The sequence below is a fragment of the Vibrio celticus genome (assembly GCF_024347335.1).
GTDB lineage: Bacteria > Pseudomonadota > Gammaproteobacteria > Enterobacterales > Vibrionaceae > Vibrio > Vibrio celticus.
Genome location: NZ_AP025464.1, coordinates 144109 through 166365, shown reverse-complemented (window position 1 = coordinate 166365; position 22257 = coordinate 144109). Strand labels below are relative to the sequence as shown.

Here is a 22257-nt window from a genome sequence, read left to right as displayed (position 1 = left end):
TCACAAAGGTCGGGTGGACGACACTTGTTACCAAGTGCCGTCTCCCTAAGAACCCAGCGTGCAACTTTCACTGCTCTGGGCTCAAGCCTCCACGAAGGCATCAGATGATACCCAGCAACCTATAAAGCAGTCGGAGCAGGTTCGTTCCAAGAGTTACGAGCTAGCCTTTTTGACTTCCTTTTAGCCAAGTATTCTTGGTATTGAGGGTCAAATGGTGTCATTGCATTTCGGATTTTCACATGCTTTTCTATTGACACTTTGGAAGAGATTGAACTGGCAATCCATATCCATGATCTTCTGCCAATCGTGAATGCCACTGGTCGCTATCAAATTGGCAACAGCTTGTCGCTAAATTGTGAAACAACCTGTTTCACAAATTATTCCTGCCCCGAAACTTGTCAGAGCTAATACTTGATTATGAGGAGTCAAACACAAGCTCCCATAGAAAATCTAATCTTAGGTATTCACTATACCTTTGATGTGAAAAATCGGATTTATTGATTGTTCAATATGTGTCGAAGGCGTTCTCAGTTGGATTTATTTATTTGAGCTATAATCAGTTTTTCATAAACAATATGCAATATCATGGATATTCACATCAGCGAGGGAAGTATCTATGCCAATTGCAACAAAAATCTGTGACCTAATAAACAGTAAAGGAAAGCCTGATTGGTGGAGGTACACTCTAAACCAAGCATTGGTTTTAGGCGAGCTATCACATCAAGAACTCGAAACTGCTTACATACTTGCAAAGATGGAGTTTGGTTTAGAAGACAAAAGTCCAGATTACGAAATATTAACTCAGCAAGCTAAAGCAACTGGATATCATGCAGAAGCTGAAGAAAACAAACTTATTTCTGTTGGTAATGCTTTAAACATATCAACACTTGCTGAGGAGAAAAAAATCGAGTTTTCACCGAAAGGGTTAACTGTCATTTATGGTAACAACGGAGCTGGGAAGTCGAGTTATGCCAAGATATTGAAGAATGCCTGCTTAACAAGGGGGGAAGCTCCTGCTCTAAAACATAACGTCTTCGCTGCCAAAATTGGACTACCATCGGCAGAAATTCAAATAGAGTCAAATGGTAAACCAGAACTGGTGACATGGAACAATCAATTGGAGCCAGACCCTCGTCTTAAGTCTATTCGAGTATTTGACTCACAATCATCAATTCACTACCTGTCTAAAACTGATACTTTGGACTTCAAACCAGCGGCTTTGAAGCTATTAGATGAGTTGCTCAAAGTGAGTAGCTTCATCACTGATAAGGCGAAAAAGGAAGAGATCTCTTATCTACCTGTCCATGTTCTTCCACAAATGAATATTGGCACAACACCAAGCAAACTAGTCATAAGCTCACAGTTAAAACCTGAGAACGTAGATTTATTGTGTGCTACTCAAAAAGAACGGTCTGAATTACAAGAATTGAGAAAAGAAGTTATTGAACTGACTAATAATTCTCCTCAAACACTTAAAGACCGATATCAAAAAAGAAGACTTCGGGCTGTGCCGCTTCAAAAGTTCTTACAAAATCTGGTTGATACACTAAATCTAAAGTCGGTGGAACACTATAAGGCTGTATACAGCAAAAAAGAACAAACCAAGTTAGCTGCGGCTGAGTTAAGTTCTGTAACATTTTCTCAACTACCAGTATCGAATATAGGTTCCGAACAATGGCTTACGATGTGGAACGCGGCCAAACTATTCATTGAAAATACAGAACAAAAGAAGACATTTCCTCTACAGGAAGGTGACCACTGCCCAACATGCCTACAGGAAATTGATAATACAACTGCATCTCGGTTAGCTTCTTTCGATACTTACCTTCGCAGTGAGTTGCAAAAAGAAGCAGATGTTGCATTGAAAAATTGGAATACAGAACTTAAGAAAATTAAGGATTTAAGTTTTTCTACTATTCCATATGACGCCATTCTCAATGAAATCAAAGAGAAGGATGCAGAGTTAGGTACGCAGTTTGATACGCTGATTCTAACACTTAAAACTAGATCTGATAGCTTGTTACAAGACACCCCTGTATTTAAACAAGAGGAAATAAATTCAGTAGCGCTTACACGGTTAAACTCCTACATAACTAAATTGGAGGAAGCAGAGAAAGCAGTACTGAATGACGAAGCAAAAGCTGCTGCAATTAAGGTTAAACAGCAGAGAATCTTTGAGATTGAAGACAAAGAGAAAATCTTAGCGGTCAAAGAGCAAATTAAAGCTGAAATTGTGAAAGCTAAGCAAAGAGACGCCTATGATAAGGTTAAGCGCTCCACTTCTACAACTGCTATCACGAGGTTAAATAACGAGATATGTAGCTCTGGTTCGATAGGACGGATGCAAGAGTTTTTCAATAGTGAGCTAGAAAAATTAGGTTTTAACCACTTCAAAATTAATGCTCTTACGAAAGGTGCTAAAGGGAACCAAAACTTCAGTATTCAGCTTTCAGGGAACAATACAAACATTATCGATATTGCAAGTGAAGGAGAGCAAAAGTGTATATCTTTAGCGAGCTTCTTCGCGGAGTTAGCTACCGATAGCAGAAAGTCTGCAATCATCTTTGATGATCCTGTAAATTCTCTTGATCACATATGGAGGCTGAGATTCGCAACAAGAATCGTTGAGGAAGCAAAATCAAGACAAGTAATCGTATTTACTCATGACTTACCTTTTATGAAAATGATTCAAGAGACTGCTGACGATGTAACTATTAGAGCTGTTACTAGAAATAAGAGTGTTACGGGCATTCCTCTCGATGCTCCACCTTGGGACGCTTTGAAAACACAAAGCAGAATAGGTTTTCTCAAAGATAGGTTAGTCAGAGCTAGAAAAGCAGCCAACGAATCCATAGAAGACTATCAGCATCAAGCAGGCTTTATCTATGGGAAAATGCGAGAAACTTGGGAAAGGCTTGTCGAAGAATGGTTGATTCGTGGTGTTGTTGAGCGTTTCAATAGGGAGGTGAAAACCCAGAGTTGCAGATACCTAACTGATATTACTGACCTAGATGTTGAAACCATTAATACTGCTATGAGCAAGTGCAGTACATATATGCACGGACATGATATGGCAGAGGAAGTTGCTGGTGCATTTCCAGATATTGATGAATTGGAAAAAGATGTAGCAGACCTTGATGAGTACTTTACTAACCTGAAAAAACGAAGAAAATAAATGTTTGAACAGGAGATATAGCCCCCTATGTCTCCTGTAATCACAAGTCTTGTTTTGATCTGCACCAGTATAATGGCATAGTTAATTTGGTCACTAGAATAGATATTTTGTAATACCATTGGTAATCCATGAAGTGCTAATTTAGGTAAAGGGGTAACTCGGAAATGTCCAAGAGTTTCTTAGGTTGAATTTCTACCCTTGGCACTTTCTAGCTCGAAAGTGCCCCATTGTTAGATAGACCTTTTACTCATTCACATCCTGTTAATGGGGTTTTGCCCTACTAGAAGTTATCCATTCTTCGAATGCTGCTCGTCGTTAATCCCCGTGTTGTATCACGGGGGTAAATTCGACATAACTACCTGCGCTCGCACAACCCGTCTATATTTATTACCTAATACAATCTTGGGATAAGTCATTATTAGTAAGCGAAAATTTCGAGTATAATCCTCGCATATATAACCATTCGTAAATTAAAAGTGCCATATGCAGCTGCTACTATTAATTTCTTTTCGAGAAAGGAGTAATAATTGGAAGACATAATGTATAAACTTGTAGAAGTTTCGACCATGTTGTCGCGCGATATACTACAAAATTTAGGAGTTCTAGCCGGTTTAGCTGTTTACTTTGTTGTGTTTGGTTTTATGCTTAAAAACAGAAAAACCAGACACACTCTATTTCAAATGTCTAGCCTTATCAGAAGTATTGCTTCGATTCTTTTCATTATTGATCCTGACGATAAACATAAGCCTAGGCATAACGACTCTGACCTCCTATCTCCAACAATGGAGAAGCAGGTCATTCGCGAATTACTAGATAAAGGCCTAACTAAAAAGATTGTACAAGCAGAGCTAGAGAATTATTGTAACGAAAGAGTAGATGCGAAGGTAAGACAAAGTTTAAGGGATAACAACGAACTATCTGATAGTTATAGGGTTCGTCTAAAGAAGCAAGAATTATCCGCAAAACTTTTACACTCGACATTGACTTCAGAGCAACGCAACTCTGCTTCAATGAAGTCCAGACTTACTAATTTGTTCATATTGTTTACATTGGTAATGCTAGGAGCAAACTTTGTCTACGGTAATGATGTTTCAGACACTAATAAAATCTTAGTCGGTATTACATACATTACGTTGAGTTCATTTTTGATATTTATTATTAGAACGTCTCACCAAAGAAGCGCTATGCTGATAGCAATTCAGGAAGATCTAAAAAAACAAAGTGAGTTATTCGAGTTTTTTTCGATGTATAAGAAAGGTAAAGATCTCACCGAACATGATATAGAATTCCTGAGACTATTAATGACAAGTCGTGCAGAACGAGAAAGAAATACCAGTCACCCTTTTGAAGTAATTTTGAAAAATGTTAATGGCTCGAACATACAACTGGGTAAAAGTTCAATTAAGCTTGGACAAGGGAAATCAAATGGAAATTAATACCTGAATTTTTTAGTTGTTCACTACCAAAAATAGAAAGCCGGACTCAATGAGCCCGGCTTCTTTCTCCTTGATATGACCAAAAAGGAGGACTGACAAGGTGAAAGGAACTTTCACAACATCTAGGTTACCTTGTCAGACGGAATAACCATATCAGGCTGATTCTCTACATGTAAGTACTTCTAATTCGAAAATTGATGTTTGCCGATACAAACCATACTTTTCTAATACTCACTTCTTTATCTTGGCTATCGCTCTAGCTATTTCAAGCAAATGTGTAGATGTTCTAATCTCTAAATCAGATTGGATCTCTAATAAGGCCATACCTGCTAGAACTTGTTGTGCACTGACTAGCTGCCCCGTTGGTAACTCCAACCCATCATGATGCATTTTGAATTCTTTCCAATCTTCCGAGTGACTTAGTTCTCTGCCATTCACCATTCTCATAAGCCTCTTGCACTCCGGAGGTATTGGTTTCCCCTCATCCCAACCCGTGATTGCTCTCACAGTTTTAAAACATAGTTCTGCCGTATCTTCCTTGGTTAATCGACAGACAAACTCACGAAAAATGTAGTTCTCGGTCATTTTTCGATAGTGCATATAAAATCTCCAGATAAACCTTTGATTTTATATGTTTTTGATATAAAACTTGTTTTAACATAATCAGGCAAAGTGTGCACTGTACGAAGGCGCACTAATTGACAAGTTTGCCTTATAAAAAGTTATTCATGAATTGCTAATGTATGGTTTTGCGAAAATGATTTTTGTCCAAAGGTGTGCTGACGGAGCATGAAACATGAAAATGGCGTATTCCCTCTCAGCGCGAAAGTCTCTACTCACAATCTGTAGTTGTACGTCTGTCTTACTAGTAAGAAGCCGTATAGAGACCGTTATATCAATGAGTCTGGGGTATCATTAAGATGTTAGTCAGTGAAAACTATAAATATAATCAGCTAAAGTGGCTCTATTCTGCGTTGAGTGGATTTTGTGCAGCATATTTCTTAGCACTTTTTAGTGGGTCAAGTAGCATTGATGACTCGACATGCTTATTTATATCAACACTACTTTTTTCGATATGTTTTCCTGTGTTTACTGCTTTTGCAATAGCACATGTGCATATATCGGAGATTGACCTGTCAGTTGAGCAGTGTGAAAAGGTATTAGGAGCTAGGATAGTAAGTACAATAGCAACTTTGAGCTTTTTTCTTCTTTTCTTTGCTGTAGCTTTCTTGATGGCTTTCTTCTCACTATGGTTCATGTTTATGTTCGTTATTACTGCGATATTTTGCTTTGTCGCATTTGGAGTCTTGATTTTAAAATTACGTGAAGCATAAGCGCATAATCATCGATATAACAAACGTTTAAATTTTCAAGGTACTTTTTCTAATCCAAATCTCGCACGCTAGGGCCCATATTCTAACGTGCTTTTGTCCAGTGATGTGTTACCACACCATACTTTGGGACAAGAACGCCTTAGTGCTACGACTTTAAAACGTTTGTACCCCAAAACGTTCTAGCCTATGACTCAGAACTCATTTTTTGTCACTCACTTACCTATTTTTTCTAATAATTCAATATGATAAGTCGGCCTGTATCTGTCTAGCGTGTAGGTTGCATTCACTTCGACTTCGACAAATCTCTTCTGCTCGAATGTCAGTAACAGTCATAAAATCCATAACGCATTCAGTCAGTTACAGCGGCTCGTATTCTATTGAGTTTTGCATCTCTAAGATCATTCGATTAACTTTTATTTTCTTTTGAATACGTTCAGGAAAAAGAGATGCATACTCTGCCGTATCTAGCTGCTTGAAATCTAGAGCGATACTGTTAATGATTTTGATATACTTATCACCGACTTCTTTAAGATCATTCAAACGGTTTGTTTCCTTACTAATCGCTCTCTGCAAGTTTTGTTGTTTACTCCAAAGTCTATCTAAATTAACACCACTCTCTAACTCAGCTTTCTTTCCCTCTAGACTCTCCGTTTCTTGTTTTAGCCGTTTGACACGGTTTTCTAACTCGGTCAACGCTTCATTTGATACACCTTTTCTATCAAGTGCAGCTTCAAGCTCACTCGTGATTTTGTAATGTGCTCCATCTAATATTTGTTGCGCTGTTCTTTGAGCGCTTTCAACCATTGATAACTCATGTTTTAGAGCATTATCGGTAATCATTTGAGCATTCTTTTTAGCATCTTCTATTTCCGAAGCTAACTCAGCTAGAACATCATTTTTAACTTCTACTCTAACCTTTTCACGTTGCTGTTCTGCTTCAACTCTCGCATTGTTAATGATTCTTCCCGCCTCTAACTTGTTAAGATAGATGGTTTGCTTGAGTTGTTCTAATTCTTGATTTAAAGATGACTTATCTTCTTCAAGTCGCACCACCACAACTTGAAGATCATTCGCTAGGGACTTTATCTGCTTATAGAGCTCTTTTTGCTCTCGCTCTTTTTCTTGCCACTTTTCAACTCTTTGTTTTATTCGGGCAACCCTTTCCTTAGCTTGTTCCTCACGCTCAGAAATATTTTCAGTAATTCTTTGAACTTGTTTGCGATGCCTTGCTATCTTTCTCAACAACATACTTCTTTCTTTGCTGATACTCATCGCAGCTTGCTGCTCAATAAAATCCCAGAATGGATTTAACGGGTTTAATGCTGTTATCTGAACTTTTACATTTTCATAGCTGTTCAGCAACGAATCTGAGTCCAATCCAACTAGAAATAACTCAAGAGAACTCCTGCCCTGCTTTCGAAAGTCCACTATTTTATCTGGTGGGGTTTCATGAGTATTAGCAACTTCCACGTAATACTCTTCCCTACCGATCTGGCAGACGACATCTGGAATCCTTCCGTCTCGATAGACCTCTAGACGGACATTTTTCACACCTACCATTTCACAATCACTAGAATCAAAAATGCCACTGGAATATGGATGAGGAATGAGCTTCTCTCGTTCGATGAACTCCTTTGCACTCAAATGCAACTGGGTCTCATACGAATAGCGACATTCTGCGTTACTTTGATGGCGTAAGTAGCTAGCTATGCCTTTATTACTATGTGCGGCAACCATGAAGTCTCCACAGCAAGGACAGACAACGTCATCCTGAGTGCCACTTTCTAGCTCAACAACAGGAACAACTCTACTCTCACTTAGCTTCCACCCAAAAATAGAACGATTTCTCATACACACCTCAACATTGGGAAAATAGTGATGGTTAAAAATACAAAATATGGAATAAATCTCATATTAATTATCACAAGATTATCAAGTCAAAGACAATGTGTGCCTACTTCGTGTGATCTGCATCATCAATGCTAAACACCAAGTTAAGCGACTTTTCCTTACTTCACGTAATTTATGACATGTTAATGTTCTGATTTGCGAAACTGATTTCTTTCCAAATGGGTGTTTAACTCAGCAGATCAACTTTATTCTCAATCTTTTGCATTACCTCAATATGTATCGGGCTAAAAATTTGACAAAAGATGGACTCAATGCTTAGATTAGATTATATATTGTACAATAATCAAATAGCACATGGATTTAGCAGGTGACACAATGGATGGGGTTCACTTTAGACAAGAGGAAATTGATACCTTCGGTTTTACTCAGGATGAAATCGATAAGCATGCTGACAAGTCCTCCACGGTTAAGTACAGCGGTCTATTGAAGGACTTTCTTGTCGTAAAAGCTAATGTAACGAAATATCCAAAACTCAAAATATCAATTATAAATGGTGAACAAAAGGCCAGCATTCATGCACAGAACCAAAAAGATAAAGATGAACCAAAAAAGATAGATTTGCCGCTAATAGTAAAACCCAATGGAACTCTGGCCTTCCTTGAAAATACATATATACATTGGAGAGCTAACTCCGCTAGAAAACTCAAATACAGCACTCTTGAGAGAGAGGCGTTAGCGCTAATGGATTTCTGTCGGTACTGTTCTTTAAGTGAATGGTCGCACCCTGTAACCAATATAAAAGAACAAATGACCTACAGGAGTTTGACTGAAAATACTGAACAGGGAGCACCAAGTCTTTACGGAGACCATTTGTTTGATAATTTGCAAGAGATTGACCCTGAGACAGGTATTGTCATAAACAAAGGATATGCTCCGTCAACAGCAATGCTGTATGTAAGGGTTGCAGCCAAATTTTACTCTTGGCTTATTTCATGTAATTTCCTGACAATAAATAAAGACTACATGCCTTACAAAAAGGAATTGATAAACTTCACTAAAAATTACGAATACATTAATGAGAGTATGTTATCTCACCTAGATAGCGCAAAATTCATTACGATAGAAACATCTGATTTAGTACAGCGCTTTGCCAACTCTCCATTAACAAACTCTGTCGAGCCACATAAAAGACTCAAACCAATGACTCCTGACGATAGAGAGATGTTTGAGTATTATTTAAAGCATGAAGCTAACAAAGAATTAAGCCTTATGGCTAAGCTGTCTTTAGAAACTGGTTTAAGGGGGCAAGAGTTAATTTCTTTTCCTGAAACATACATTTCTGACGAGTATCTAGATCTTGATTTCATTAAGGTGAATATAGGGTTACATAATGGATGTAAAACGAAATATGGTAAGCCCAGAACTATTGAAATACCTTCATCTTTAATGGGCGAGCTTTTTGAGTACAAGTTATCAAACAAGCGCATGGAAGCACTTAAAAAAGTAGGAATTGAATTAGGTGAAGATGATAATCAAATCGGTGATAATGCTCATGGCCGTTTATTTGTAACTAGAAAGGGGTTTCCTTATGCTAAAAGTACCTTTCAACGGTTTATGAGTGATTCGAGGTCAGATATAAATGATGCAATAAACAAAGGTCTATCATCAATTGTGAAAGACAAATTAAAAGAGATATCAAGTGAGGTCCTGCATTTTCACGAGGAAAAGAGAAGGCTAACACATAAAGCTATACCACGATGGTATTACAGACCTCATGATTTACGCTCCACCTTTGCTACAAGGTGGTTACTTAGAGAAAGCAAGGAACGAAAATGTCCAATTGACCTGCTTATTGATGAATTAGCAGAGTTAATGGGTCACAAAAGTAATAAATCAACGGAAAAGTATATAAATTTCCTAAATGAAAAAATTAAACGCTTTAATCAAGCGAGGAAGAAAAATACTTTCCTTACATCAGTGATTTACTAAATTTAGGTGACCTAAATGGCAAGAAGAAGTATTTTAGCCAGAAACTCTAGAATTAAGCTAACTCAAAGGGAGGCTAGGGTTGAGGGGGATTTTAATGAATCATGGCTAGAATTCAAGCACCTAAAGCGAACTATTAATTTATCTGAGCTATTTTTTAAGTCAGGGAATAAATCTGGCATTCAAATACCTAAGAGAATTGAATACGTAAAAAACGTTGCAAGAGGCATCAATCTTGCGCTTATGGATAAAGGTTCAACATACACATTTACAAATTCTTACTACAGTTTTCGTAGGTATGTGTATTGGTGTGACAAAAATAAACTAGACCCGTTTTCTAGAGACGGATATTTAGGGTATGTAGGTGATGATGGTAAACTAAATAGCTTGATTAAACAAAACGATGAGGCGCTACCATTTCTCTTTGATTATGATGATGGAGACATGCTTGGAATTACTGAAAAATATGCTTTAAACAACAATGGGCATATACGGAAATATCTAAAACTTTCAGGTGTATTTGATCCACTATGGGATTCAGCACGTGAACCTTTCTCAGAAAAAGATCAAAACTTAACAATATCTTATTCAAGTGATGTAACAAAAATCGCAGTTAAACGCCTGTCAAATGTATTTGATTCATTATTTAACGCGGTTAAAGAACATTACTTGAAATGTGGCAATACAATTCCAGATGACTTAACAGTCGAAGTTCCTTCATTAGGTGAAGTTAACTTTAATGGTAATACCCGTCAATGTGAATCACCAATTAATACTCTCATGCTTTCTGGCTATGCCTTATTCTGTTTTTACACTGCTCTCAATCAAAGTGTAATTCTAAAATCTGCACATCCTATTATCATCGACAAAAGAAACTATAAAGACAAAACTATTAAAATGATATCGTTAAGTTTATGGAAAACAAGATCTGGAAAGTTTGTAGCTAGTGAGTTAACTGATGAAGTTCATGATATTAATAAAAACGAATTTGATGTCGATGTGGAAAAAAAGACAGGGGTTAATCTTGTCGAAAAACTAGTTGAAATTGCTGAAATGTTTGGCACAACAGAAAAGGGAGCACCATTATTCTGGAGTATGCGTAAGAATAGTGAAATCATTGAATTTGATATTGGGTGGATGAAGTTCCTATCAGAAAAGTTGAATATTAAACCAATTGACACTACTCCTTGCAACCATATATTTGCAGCAGCATTATCATTGGCGACTAAAAACGCATTCCTTGAAATTTTCAGCAAGAATAATGAGGAAGGTGAAAGAGTTGTCTCAAAAAAAACCATTAATTTAACTAAGGGAAAAGCTTACAAAGAAGTCTGCTCCTGCGCAATAGCCTTGATCTCAAGCTACAACGAACCTGAATCATTTTATGGAGCAAAGATTCCACTTACTTATACTAAAACTGAAGGAGGGTTTTCAATTGGATTCGAAAATGATATTGGTTCTGGGGAGTTTTATATTCCAGCTGAATATGAAAAAACAATAAGAAACCTTGAGTCTTGGGCAATGTCTTTTAAGGAAAATAAATATCTTATTCCATTGAAAGAAGCTCAGCGAGGACGTCAAGTTTATGTATGGAACAATCCGAAATTACCACCATCACTACATCAAACGATAAAATGGCTTGGAATAGGTCATGGTCATTATTACTTAGACCTAACCTCAAGGCGTTTTAGGTCCTTTACTGCTGAGATGCTTTATTCAGACGAGGATATGGGTGCTGAGGGTTCACTGATCTTGGATAATGATATTAATACTTTTGACGTTGCTTATTCAGGTGGTAACCCAGAATTTAATCAGTTAATATTTTCACAAGCTTTGGAGGTTGCCTCCTTGATATTTAAAGGTATAGAAAAGGAAAAGGCTAAAGAAAAACTACTTAAATATTTAAAGAAAGAAGTTTTAGCTTACGATAAACTAATCGCTGATAAGATGTACTTTAATCAAAACGGCTTTGCATGTAATGGTAAGCCAGATATTAATAAGGATATAGCTAAAGACTTACATCGTTCCGCCTCATTGCGAGCTGAAAATTTAGGTGTCGGACAAGCAAAAACAATTCCATGCTATCAGTTAGATCAATGCTGCTACTGTAATAGTGCAAAGATGGCCGATGATGAAAACCAAATCTATAAGATGATTTCGTTCGTCGAGATATTAAAAAATAAAGCAGATCAAAAACCTGATGATGAAATTGAGTTAATAAAATCAGCTCATTACTTAATGCTCATAATTCATGAGAATATACCTCATGAAACTATTAACAATGCTCAAAAAAGACTTTTACTTGAGGGATTGCACCCGCTAGTAAGAAGTATGGATGTAGCAGAATTGATAATTTAGGTGGGATATGGACAGTGTTTTTGGAAGTGCATGTAAAGTATCAGCATATAAATTCTCCAGATGGGATAAGTATGCAAATAAACATATTGAAGGATTAAAGAGCGCCTTACTAGATGCAATAAAAAGTGGCGACTTAAAAAGTTTATATGACTTCCCAATATTAGTAGGAGATAATGGAAAGATACTTATATCTTTTAAAGATAACATTTGGGGATTCAGGAAATATTTGAAGGAATCAAAATTTGATAACCTTTATCTAGCAAATATGAAGTTTACTTCAGTTGATGCTATTGATGATGATTTTTATTCTATTATTACTACATTACCAAGTCAAATGCGTGATGAGATTAAAGTTTTTATGCTCTACTCTCTATTTCTTGAAAGGAAAAAACCCATTAAAATAGATTCTGTTTATAACTATACACAAGAGCTAAAGAATCTATTGATGGAGCTATCTGACTTTGGAATTAGGAGTTTTAGTGAATTGACTTCTCGAAAACTTAGAGAGGCGATAGATAATGGATTTGTTGAAATAAATAAAAAGAAAATTGGAGTTATAAACCTGTTTTCAAAAATGGAAGATATACCATTCAGACCACAAGATGCAGGTTCATATATAAATAAAAATTTTCCAGAGGTCAACAAATCAGAAGTGGAACAGCACTGTGTTATACCTTTGTCAGTTTACAAAACTCTGATCGATGAAGCTGAAGAAGTAATTGACAATTATTATAACCATCGTATTGAAATACAGAATAAAATAAGGCACATACAAACACTTCAATTCGAAGAAACCCAAAGGTATATTCATGAAATGCGAATCGGAGTACGCATTCCATCAGCCAACTATGATAAAAAAACATATAAATCATTAATGAACCATTTCAAAATGAATGGTATTGATTTTGTTGATAACTACAAAGACGGTGAAAGTTGGGTGGATATATATAACGCATTCAATCCTAATATCAAGTCATTTGATATAATGCCACATGCATATAAACCTAGCACGATTTCGTATGACTTAAACTTGTCATTTCATCGTTTTTCGGGGCTAAAAGAGTTCAAAAAGTTTCTTTATCAGATTGATGCTGCATGTCGATTTATGGTTCAAGCTATGTCGGGAATGCGTACTGATGAGCTATATAGGATCCACTCAGAGTATGGCTTGCAGTCTACAACAGTTCAAGGTCAGTTGATATATTTGCTGACAACTCGCCAATCAAAAATAGTTAAAGGTAAAAACTCCATTAATGATGTTTATGTCACAAGTAAATTTGGAGCCAAAGCATATCAATTGATGAATGCTATTCACCAACCATTAAGAGAATTCTTTACTGAAGATAAACACCGCTTCTTTGGTTCACATCAAAAATGGTCGCATAACATTCCCCAAACTAAAGCTGCTGACAAAGTGGCGAGATGGGCAAGAGGCGTTATTACTCAAAAACATGGTGGTCTAACGTCTGAGGATCTAAAGCAACTCAATATTTCAGACCCTTCAAGAAGAGTCAATACTGAACTCGGCGCAGTCTATCATTTTAATGTCCACCAATTACGGCGCTCTTTAGCATATTACCTTATTGGGTATGAACTGCTTAGTTATCCTCAATTGAAACAACAACTGTCCCACTTTTCTTTAGCTATGACCAAATGGTATGCACGGAATGCTAAGAGTTACGCAAGATTTTATCGGGAGACGGAAGAGGAGCGCTTGGAGCAGCAAGCAAACTTAATGGTCAGAATTTACAATAAGATCGCAAACAAAGAAAGAGTTGGTGGTGGTAAAGCTAAACTTGTCAGTGACAATCTCGCTCAAAGAGGCGTAAATCATTTTGTAGAAGGGACTGGAGATAGGCTTTTATCCAAGGCTTATTGGAAAAGAACTTTGCGAAAGAAGACTCAACATGTCCACGCAATTGCACCAGCCATGTATTGCACCAATAATAAATGCTCAATGCGTATTGCTATTGATTTGAGTGATTGCTTAGATTGTGAGTTTGATTTTATTGAGTTTGCTCAATATGCAGAACAGATTCGCATAGCAGCTCAACGTGATTTACTTATTGCAGAGGAACTGGGTGAGTTATCACCATCGTACGCCGCAAAAGCCGTTGTGCAAATAAAAAGTGCTGAAAAGCTCATGAAAGAATTAAATGTTGATTATACGGAGTATCAACCTACTGATGCTGTTAAGAACATCCTGATTAATATAAAGAGTATTATCTAATGAAAGTTTATATTTCGCCTCGAAGACAGGCTAAGATTAAGGTTTTTCTAAAAGCAATAGATAGCATTTTATCTGGAAATCCAAAACAGAAATCGAAAATGGACACCCTTTCACTTAACAACAAAAATGTTGAAATTGAATCAGGACAGTTTTTAAAGCATTTCCCTGAAGTGAAGTCCTTTATAAAGGCAAAAAAGGCCGATTCTACAGTGGCTTGGGCGGACAATGGAGTGTTCGTGTCACCTGAAAATGGCCGGGTTATTACAAAGTCAGAGTTAGAAAGTACTGATAAGGTATTGGAGAATGAACGTCTTGAGGAAGAAAGAGATAATGCACGTATGGCAGCCACTATGTACAAGCAACAGGCTGATACCTTATCTAAGACCTTGGAGAAGAAGTTAGGAGAACATCATGAAATGTTTTTTGTATTGCTGGACAATATTCCTGATGCTAAGAAAGAGCGGATAATCAAGAAATTCGAAGACAATGTTAGGCCGATTAATGCCGGATTTAAAGAAGTTTAGAGACACAATGTTGGACGTTTTCACCGATGTTAAACGTCCAAATTTCGTACATTTCTCGTTAAAATTGGACGTTTTAGTTTTTATCTATGAAAGCTAAAATTTGAAAGTTATAGAACATATAACTAACTGATTAATCGTATATAGACACCCAAAAGTCCAATAATTTGTCAACATAGGTTACCCATTGTAGTCACACGTTTCTGCATCATTACTGACGAAGCTCGTCACATTAAAATGGCTATCGTTGATAAGCACACAACACCGCTTATCTCAGTAAACGATCCTGAGTTGATGCTTGCTAAACCTGCATCACTAACTGCTGCAACAGGCATGGACGCGTTAACGCACGCAATCGAAGCTTACGTTTCAATCGCAGCAACGCCAATTACCGACGCTGTAGCAATTAAAGCAATCGAGCTTGTACAAGCACACCTAAGAACAGCAGTATCGCACGGTGAAGACATTGAAGCTCGTGAGCAAATGGCATACGCACAGTTCATGGCTGGCATGGCATTCAACAACGCATCTCTTGGCTATGTTCACGCAATGGCGCACCAACTGGGTGGTTTTTACGACCTTCCACACGGCGTATGTAACGCTATCCTTCTGCCGCACGTTCAACGCTACAACGCGCAAGTTTGTCCTGAGCGTCTACGTGATGTTGCAAAAGCAATGGGCGTGAATGTTGAAGGCATGACACCAGAGCAAGGTGCAGAAGCAGCGATCAACGCAATTGTTCAACTAGCAAACGACGTGACCATCCCAACAGGTATCGCGCAGCTTGGTGCTAAGTTAGAAGATATCCCTACTCTGTCTGACAACGCACTGAAAGATGCTTGTGGTTTCACTAACCCTAAACAAGCAACTCACGAAGAAATCTCAGCGATCTTCGAAGCGGCGATGTAATCTAAGTTCTAGAAACCAATCGATAAAAACGGACTCACCTTGTGAGTCCGTTTTCTTTTTTCTATCCAATTCCTTTCAAACCTTTATCTTCCTCGCTAATCACTAAAAAGTCGCATTGTTGCAATCGCTTGGTTATAGTCAAACTATTGATATATAGAATAACAAACAGGTTCCATTGAGTCGTAGGATAGCTAGCACCTCATTATTGGCGTCACTCATTTCATACTCCGTTCTGGCAGAGGAACAGAATGAGTGCCACAGTAAGCCGTTAGAAGACGTCCCTGTCGAAAAGGCTTACCATTTTCTGAACAGTAAATTTTGCCAACCTGCACTCTGGTTCGATAGCTTCTTTGTAGATGACCGAATAACTGAAGATGCCAGAGCTGGCACATCTGTACGTTGGTATAACGATTTTATTTATTCTGAAGGTGGCGATGTCGACTACTCGACCAAGCTCAAAGCGCGCCTTCATCTCCCCTTTGTCAGTAAACGCCTAAAGTTGATCTACGAATCTGTCAGCGATGAAGAGTTCTTGGATTTCTTTCCGCAAGATTCAGAGGAATTAGAGAGCGCACTCGGCCTACGTTACGATGCTTATGCCAAGGGTTACAGTAGCTTCAATATCAAAGCGACACTGCGCCCGCGTATTGAAGCTCGCTACCGATTTACCTACCCTCTCACCACCGATTTGGTATTCAGGCTTACTCAACGTGTATATCAAGAAAAACAAGAGACTGGCGAAATCACTGACATCGATTTTGATCTTTCTTTGAGTGATGGTTTCTTGGCTCGATGGTCAAGCTTTGCGGGGTATAACGACGACCTTAAAGGTTGGAACTATGGTACAGGACTAACCTTGTATCACTACCTTGCCCAAGACCAAGCACTTCAATATAGCGCCACGATTAATGCAACAGATGAGCCGCATAATCATTACGAATACGCTCAGGTTTCGGTTACCTACCGACAAAACGTGTGGAAAGAGTGGTTGTTCTACGAACTCATTCCTCGTTATCAATGGGAACGAGAGCCCCATGAGAAACACACCGAAGAGGCCAACATCACCCTACGGCTTGAAGTCCTATTCAATAATGTCTAGCTCAACAACGCCTAGTTAGTGTTTAGGATATGAGCATCGAGAAATAAGAACAGAGGCACAAAAAAGCACACCATGCGATGTGCTTTTCAATTCAACCAGGCTGAAAGTGTAATCTTAACCTTTGTAATTTCTTACTCGCGCCGCTTCTGCTTCACGTTTATCGACAACCGTCTTACCGATTGGCGCCAGCGAGATAACTGCTAGCTTAAGGTGTTGAATCGCGAACGGGATACCAATGATGGTAATGAAACACGCCACAGCTGACATGATGTGACCAATCGCAAGCCAGATCCCCGCAAATAAGAACCAAATAACGTTACCAATCACACCTAGCGGGCTCGTGCCGATGTCCATTTCATTGGTTAGCTCGTCACGCGAAATCGCTTCCTGACCAAATGGGAAGAATGAGAAGTTACCCATCACAAAACATGCTCTGCCCCATGGAATACCAACGATGGTTAGGAATGCGAGCAGTCCGAAGAACCACCAAGCCAGTCCCATAAATACGCCACCGAATAGAAACCAAATGATGTTTCCTATTGTTTTCATTTTGTATTCTCCAAATCTTTGAATGCTGTTTATTTGATATGCCGAGTAAGGCAATGCTTGTTCTAATAGGTTCATTATTGTTGAACCTTTATGAACCGTTTATGAATCACTTACATTTTATGTGATTGATATACACCACGGTTCTCTAAATCTACATAGGGCTAAACCCATTTATTTGATACCATACACTTAGATTTTTAGTACCAAAAAGCTAAACAGACTCAACAACAAATTTAAGGCCGAATTTATGAATAACACTGAGCAACCTAAAAAGAAAATGAAAAACTGGGTGCCAATCGTCTTCTTCGGACTTCTCAGCACGGTTCCAGTGTTCATGTTCTTAGTTGATGTGTACATCAACCAGTATATGTAACAGAGCCGGACATCCTAGCTATATAAATGGATATAAGAACCTTTTCCTGTATCCATTTCAGTTCCAATTAAATCAGTTCTTCTTCAGCCAGCTCTTCCGTGATCAAATCAGCTCTTCGCTAATAAAATCTAGAATGTCTATCAGCTCATGATCAGGCAAATTTAGTAGGTTATCCCCTACATACCATTCAATCTTACATTGGTTTGGCAACTCACTGATCGCTGGGTTTCCTATCCAAATCTTGTGTTTCTTCGCTATGTTATCTCTCACAATAATGCCGTCTTCATAGCTCACAGGTAAATATAGGTGAAGCATGTTGACCTGCGGTTGCTGCGGATTAACAGTGAACTGAGGATAGTCTAATAAGATTTGGTAGATCTGTTTTGTTCGCTCAAACAGTGATGGCATCAACTCTAATCGCTCATCAAACTGCATTGCTGCTGAAACCACATAAGGCGTTCGGTGATAAACATTGCCACCTTGGCGCTTCATCCACGCAGATGCTTTCGCTACAAAGGCTTTATCGCCCAACAATAACGAACCCCCAAGGCCATTGAGACCTTTGTACAGCGAAACATAAGCACTATCGAAGCCCTGAGCAATCTCGCTGTATGACTTTTGGTAATAGGCGCCGCATTCCCACAAACGTGCACCATCCATATGAAGGTGAATCGATTGTTCTTTGCAGTACTGCTTTATAGCTTCAAGCTCTTCCCACTCTGGCAATTGACCACCAATTTCGCGCATCGGTAATTCATACAGAGCGGCGGCGATCTCATCAGGCCACGCCTTTAAGTCATCAACATTCCAAGTGCGAAATACGTTGCCGACTGGAAGCACGTTGAAACGATTTTGGAGCTGGTACCCTTGGCGTTCATGGCGAATGATATGACTCGATTCATGCATCGCTACTACCGGGTTTCTTTTCTCTTGGCACGCAATTTCTAATGCTGTGGGTTGGTTCATCGTCCCGGTAATAACAAACACGGCAGCTTCATAACCAAGCAGCTCTGCGACCTTGTTTTCAAAGCTCTCGATAAACTCGCCATTACCGTAGCTATCATGGCTCACATTGTGTGTTTCACACCATTCAGCCATCTGAGCGAATGTTTGTGCTGGTGTCGGTTCTAGATGACCGGAAAGCAACAAATCACATTGTTGACGCAAGTCCATGCTCATAGTTTTTCCTTTATTCATTATCGTTCTATGTAGGGTTATTGGATTATTTACGTTACCCACCAAAAGTGACATAAAATGCACCTATTCGCTTTTATTATTAGCGAATAATTAGTTTTACGCAGTCATCGGCTGCGTGTGCCGGAAATACTCAAATTGACGGGTGTTTTATATAATTAAGTCCCTAAAAACACGCGCATCTAACTAGATAAGTATGGGCTAATTCGTTGTTGTTCAACCATTCTTCTATTATTGTATAACTATAATTCCAATAAATATTATTCGTTAATGAACAAAGAGGGCTATATGTCGAAAAATCGAGTCTTGGTGCTATTCGCCCACCCTTCTCAACATCGTTCTGAAGCAAACAAACCCTTATTTGAACAAGCCAAACGCGTTGACGGTGTTACCTGCGTCGATCTCTACGCTGAATACCCAACATTTAAAATCAACATCGACCGAGAACAGAAACGCCTGTTAGACCATGACATCATCATTTTTCAGTTCCCACTATATTGGTACTCAACACCGGCAATTCTTAAAGAGTGGCAAGATCTCGTTCTAGAATACGGCTTCGCTTACGGCACCGACGGCAACGAACTACAAGGCAAGAAATTGTTATGTAGCATTACTGCAGGTGGCAAAAAAGACGCCTACCAAAGTGATGGTTACAACCATTTCACGATTCGAGAACTGCTTCACCCAATCGAACAAACCGCTTCCCTATGTGGGATGAACTACCTCGCGCCCTTTGCGTTATTTGGCTCGCGTACCGCGTTGGAAGAGAACCGCATTCAAGAGCATGTCGATAGCTATAAAGTACTGTTAGAGGCGTTGGTTGCTGGCGAGATCAATATCAAAAAAGCCAGTAAGGCAGAAAAGCTAAACCACTACGTTGAAGAACTAATGGCAGAGGTTAAATAATGACGGGATATTTTCTACAAGCATTTATCTACTTAGTCGCAGCAGTTATTGCCGTGCCTATTGCCAAAAGACTTGGCCTTGGTTCTGTATTGGGTTACCTCATCGCAGGTGTTGTGATTGGCCCAATCATCGGCTTAGTGGGTGAAGAGACCACAACTATTCAACACTTTGCCGAGTTCGGTGTGGTTATGATGCTGTTCTTGGTCGGTCTTGAACTTGAACCTAAGATGCTTTGGGCAATGAGAAACCGACTTATGGGGCTGGGTGGCCTACAAGTTGGTGGCACGACCGCGATTGTAATGGGTATCGCCCTTTTCTTCGGACAACCTTGGACCATTGCGCTGACTATCGGTTTGATCTTCGCATTGTCATCTACCGCGATTGTTCTCCAAACCTTTAACGAAAAAGGGCTATCCAAAACAGAAGGAGGCAAGAACGCTTTCTCAGTTCTACTGTTCCAAGATATTGCCGTCATCCCTATGTTGGCATTTATCCCTCTATTAGCCTTGCCAGAATTAATCGAAGCTGCACAAAGCGCGGTCGCTTCGGCTTCTGATCACCATGAAGAGTTAAGCCTTGTTGCTGGCCTACCCGGTTGGGCATATGGCCTTGTGATCACAGCATCTATTGCGATTGTTGTGGTCGGCGGACACTTCTTGAGTCGTCCACTGTTCCGCTTCGTGGCAAGCTCAGGCCTGCGTGAAATCTTTACTGCAACCGCACTGATGTTGGTGATTGGTATTGCTGCACTGATGAGCCTAGTCGGTCTATCACCCGCTTTAGGTACCTTCCTTGCGGGTGTGGTTTTAGCAAATAGTGAATTCCGCCACGAGCTTGAGTCTAATATCGACCCGTTTAAAGGGCTGCTACTTGGCTTGTTCTTCATTACCGTTGGTGCTGGCATCAACTTTGATGTTCTATTCAACGACTTTGGTTTGATCATTGGCCTCACTCTTGGCGTTATGCTTCTTAAAGCCTTGGTGCTATTTACGTTGGCATTGATCTTCAAAATCAAAAACAGTGACCGTTGGCTGTTTACATTGAGCTTGGCGCAAGCCGGTGAGTTTGGTTTTGTACTACTGAGCTTCTCAGCTCAAAACCACGTATTACCTGCTGACATCGTCCAAACATTGTCGCTGGTTGTGGCACTTTCAATGTTCCTAACACCAGGGCTGTTCATTCTCTTTGATAAAGTGATTCTGCCGCGTTACGAACAAAAATCTAACGACCGCGAAGAAGATACCATCGAAGAGAAAGGTACCGTTATCATTGCGGGCATTGGTCGATTCGGTCAAATCGTTAACCGCTTGTTGGTGTCGAACGATGTCAATACGGTAGTACTGGATCACCAAGCGAACCAAGTAGACTTATTGCGCTCTATCAATATCAAATCTTACTTTGGTGATGCGACTCGTCACGACTTATTGCATACCGCCGGAATCGAAGAAGCCGCGATGCTAGTAGTGGCAATCGACAACCAAGACTCGAGCGTTGAATTAGTGAAGTACGTTAAACACACCTACCCTAAAGTGAAAATCTTAGCCCGCGCATTCGACCGTGGTCATAGTTACCGCCTAAGAGAAGCGGGAGCAGACTTTGTGGAATCAGAGACCTACCATTCTGCTCTTGAAATGGGCGCTGAAGCCTTGCGTTCTTTGGGTCATCACCCATTCTTCGTCGAGCAGCAAAAATCGACGTATCAACGCGTTGAGAGCCGTAAGTCTGAAAAACTCTACCAAGCTTGGTCTGAAGCGGAAGAGAATCCACGCTACGACAACAACTACCGACAAATCTTCATTCACCTAGAAGAAGCAATGAAAGAAGATATGAAAAAAGACCGTTCAGACAAACACTCTCGATCTGAGCGTGGTTGGACACCTCCACCAAAAGGCTATGCAGATGGCTTTGAGGAAGAAGAGTCTTAAACAGCATCTAGACTTCAGCTCTAGATAACCATGCAATTCAACCATCAAAAGCGGCTATTTAAGCCGCTTTTTCTTTCATTTACCCCTTACAAAACGTCAAATGAGCCTAAATATCGAGTGCTGAAACTCGTAATCCGGGAGATTTGTGTGATCTAGCTAAAATTTTTAATTTCTGACCACATAGCAAAAGTGGATTCAATTTTTACATTATTGAAACATTCCAACCCTGCATAAACCACACCATAAACATGGCTATATATGCACTCATTTAAGTCGTTCAATCATCGCCCCAATTCATAGCGACCACTCGCTAAGGCTTGAGTTACATTGCATATATCTAAATACGCTGCACAAGCCCTAATAAATTCATTCATCAATCAAATAAATAACGCACGACATTCACAAATTCAA

At 39.2% G+C, this 22257-nt stretch carries 15 protein-coding genes and 2 pseudogenes; 11 read left to right on the top strand and 6 right to left on the bottom strand.

Features of this window, described 5'->3' with window-relative positions:
• Positions 1–119 precede the first annotated feature (119 nt).
• A pseudogene (locus OCV19_RS16980) lies at positions 120–309 on the bottom strand (group II intron reverse transcriptase/maturase); the annotation flags it as partial.
• A gap of 307 nt (positions 310–616) precedes the next feature.
• Here OCV19_RS16980 and OCV19_RS16975 point away from each other — a divergent pair.
• Positions 617–3175 carry an AAA family ATPase gene (locus OCV19_RS16975; RefSeq protein WP_065677793.1) on the top strand — a complete coding sequence of 853 codons (2559 nt, stop codon included), beginning with the start codon at positions 617–619 and terminating at the stop codon, positions 3173–3175.
• 539 nt (positions 3176–3714) lie between these two features.
• Positions 3715–4611, top strand: a complete 897-nt coding sequence (locus OCV19_RS16970; protein WP_139093602.1) for a hypothetical protein — start codon at positions 3715–3717, stop codon at positions 4609–4611.
• Positions 4612–4842: 231 nt separating this feature from the next.
• Here the strand turns inward: OCV19_RS16970 and OCV19_RS16965 are convergent, their stop codons facing one another.
• The 3 genes from OCV19_RS16965 to OCV19_RS16955 all read right to left on the bottom strand — a co-directional run bounded on the left by OCV19_RS16965 (position 4843) and on the right by OCV19_RS16955 (position 7796).
• A complete protein-coding gene (locus OCV19_RS16965; protein ID WP_065677795.1) occupies positions 4843–5211 on the bottom strand; it encodes a phage protein in 369 nt (122 codons plus the stop codon).
• Between the two features lie 364 nt (positions 5212–5575).
• Positions 5576–5869, bottom strand: coding sequence for a hypothetical protein (locus OCV19_RS16960; protein WP_046223098.1), 294 nt, complete (start codon positions 5867–5869; stop codon positions 5576–5578).
• A 433-nt stretch (positions 5870–6302) separates the two neighbouring features.
• Complete coding sequence (locus tag OCV19_RS16955) at positions 6303–7796, bottom strand: hypothetical protein (RefSeq protein ID WP_065677796.1); 1494 nt, start codon at positions 7794–7796, stop codon at positions 6303–6305.
• A 354-nt stretch (positions 7797–8150) separates the two neighbouring features.
• Here OCV19_RS16955 and OCV19_RS16950 point away from each other — a divergent pair, with 354 nt between their 5' ends.
• The 6 genes and pseudogenes from OCV19_RS16950 to OCV19_RS16925 all read left to right on the top strand — a co-directional run bounded on the left by OCV19_RS16950 (position 8151) and on the right by OCV19_RS16925 (position 16899).
• Positions 8151–9785 carry a tyrosine-type recombinase/integrase gene (locus OCV19_RS16950; protein ID WP_123283863.1) on the top strand — a complete coding sequence of 545 codons (1635 nt, stop codon included), beginning with the start codon at positions 8151–8153 and terminating at the stop codon, positions 9783–9785.
• Between the two features lie 15 nt (positions 9786–9800).
• Positions 9801–12140: a hypothetical protein gene (locus tag OCV19_RS16945; RefSeq protein ID WP_065677798.1), complete on the top strand. Its 2340-nt coding sequence runs from the start codon at positions 9801–9803 to the stop codon at positions 12138–12140.
• 7 nt (positions 12141–12147) lie between these two features.
• The gene (locus OCV19_RS16940; RefSeq protein ID WP_065677799.1) at positions 12148–14370 is read left to right on the top strand and encodes a hypothetical protein; all 2223 of its coding nucleotides are present in this window, start codon (positions 12148–12150) and stop codon (positions 14368–14370) included.
• Positions 14370–14894 (top strand): hypothetical protein, encoded by a 525-nt coding sequence (locus OCV19_RS16935; RefSeq protein ID WP_065677800.1) that lies wholly within the window; start codon positions 14370–14372, stop codon positions 14892–14894. Before OCV19_RS16940 ends, OCV19_RS16935 begins: the two co-directional genes overlap by 1 nt.
• Positions 14895–15083: 189 nt before the next feature.
• Positions 15084–15800: pseudogene (locus OCV19_RS16930) on the top strand (L-threonine dehydrogenase); the annotation flags it as partial.
• Between the two features lie 175 nt (positions 15801–15975).
• Entirely contained in the window at positions 15976–16899 is a 924-nt protein-coding gene (locus tag OCV19_RS16925) for a hypothetical protein (protein ID WP_065677801.1), read from the top strand.
• Between the two features lie 114 nt (positions 16900–17013).
• On the opposite strand, the gene OCV19_RS16920 is transcribed toward OCV19_RS16925, so the two are convergent.
• The gene (locus OCV19_RS16920) at positions 17014–17448 is read right to left on the bottom strand and encodes a YccF domain-containing protein (RefSeq protein WP_004730224.1); all 435 of its coding nucleotides are present in this window, start codon (positions 17446–17448) and stop codon (positions 17014–17016) included.
• Positions 17449–17695: 247 nt separating this feature from the next.
• On the opposite strand from OCV19_RS16920, the gene OCV19_RS16915 reads away from it, so the two are divergent.
• The gene (locus tag OCV19_RS16915) at positions 17696–17821 is read left to right on the top strand and encodes a hypothetical protein (protein ID WP_017060906.1); all 126 of its coding nucleotides are present in this window, start codon (positions 17696–17698) and stop codon (positions 17819–17821) included.
• Between the two features lie 102 nt (positions 17822–17923).
• Here the strand turns inward: OCV19_RS16915 and OCV19_RS16910 are convergent, their stop codons facing one another.
• The gene (locus tag OCV19_RS16910; RefSeq protein WP_065677802.1) at positions 17924–19000 is read right to left on the bottom strand and encodes a threonine aldolase family protein; all 1077 of its coding nucleotides are present in this window, start codon (positions 18998–19000) and stop codon (positions 17924–17926) included.
• A gap of 303 nt (positions 19001–19303) precedes the next feature.
• On the opposite strand from OCV19_RS16910, the gene OCV19_RS16905 reads away from it, so the two are divergent.
• Entirely contained in the window at positions 19304–19921 is a 618-nt protein-coding gene (locus OCV19_RS16905) for an NAD(P)H-dependent oxidoreductase (protein ID WP_065677803.1), read from the top strand.
• Entirely contained in the window at positions 19921–21846 is a 1926-nt protein-coding gene (locus tag OCV19_RS16900; RefSeq protein WP_048608770.1) for a monovalent cation:proton antiporter-2 (CPA2) family protein, read from the top strand. Before OCV19_RS16905 ends, OCV19_RS16900 begins: the two co-directional genes overlap by 1 nt.
• The last annotated feature ends 411 nt before the right edge of the window (positions 21847–22257 follow it).

Excerpts from the sequence above, each read along its gene's own strand:
- OCV19_RS16975 (WP_065677793.1), top strand. The coding sequence starts at position 617 with ATGCCAATTGCAACAAAAATCTGTGACCTAATAAACAGTAAAGGAAAG.
- OCV19_RS16970 (WP_139093602.1), top strand. The coding sequence starts at position 3,715 with ATGTATAAACTTGTAGAAGTTTCGACCATGTTGTCGCGCGATATACTA.
- OCV19_RS16965 (WP_065677795.1), bottom strand. The coding sequence starts at position 5,211 with ATGCACTATCGAAAAATGACCGAGAACTACATTTTTCGTGAGTTTGTC.
- OCV19_RS16960 (WP_046223098.1), bottom strand. The coding sequence starts at position 5,869 with ATGAACCATAGTGAGAAGAAAGCCATCAAGAAAGCTACAGCAAAGAAA.
- OCV19_RS16955 (WP_065677796.1), bottom strand. The coding sequence starts at position 7,796 with ATGAGAAATCGTTCTATTTTTGGGTGGAAGCTAAGTGAGAGTAGAGTT.
- OCV19_RS16950 (WP_123283863.1), top strand. The coding sequence starts at position 8,151 with ATGGATTTAGCAGGTGACACAATGGATGGGGTTCACTTTAGACAAGAG.
- OCV19_RS16945 (WP_065677798.1), top strand. The coding sequence starts at position 9,801 with ATGGCAAGAAGAAGTATTTTAGCCAGAAACTCTAGAATTAAGCTAACT.
- OCV19_RS16940 (WP_065677799.1), top strand. The coding sequence starts at position 12,148 with ATGGACAGTGTTTTTGGAAGTGCATGTAAAGTATCAGCATATAAATTC.
- OCV19_RS16935 (WP_065677800.1), top strand. The coding sequence starts at position 14,370 with ATGAAAGTTTATATTTCGCCTCGAAGACAGGCTAAGATTAAGGTTTTT.
- OCV19_RS16920 (WP_004730224.1), bottom strand. The coding sequence starts at position 17,448 with ATGAAAACAATAGGAAACATCATTTGGTTTCTATTCGGTGGCGTATTT.
- OCV19_RS16915 (WP_017060906.1), top strand. The coding sequence starts at position 17,696 with ATGAATAACACTGAGCAACCTAAAAAGAAAATGAAAAACTGGGTGCCA.
- OCV19_RS16910 (WP_065677802.1), bottom strand. The coding sequence starts at position 19,000 with ATGAGCATGGACTTGCGTCAACAATGTGATTTGTTGCTTTCCGGTCAT.
- OCV19_RS16905 (WP_065677803.1), top strand. The coding sequence starts at position 19,304 with ATGTCGAAAAATCGAGTCTTGGTGCTATTCGCCCACCCTTCTCAACAT.
- OCV19_RS16900 (WP_048608770.1), top strand. The coding sequence starts at position 19,921 with ATGACGGGATATTTTCTACAAGCATTTATCTACTTAGTCGCAGCAGTT.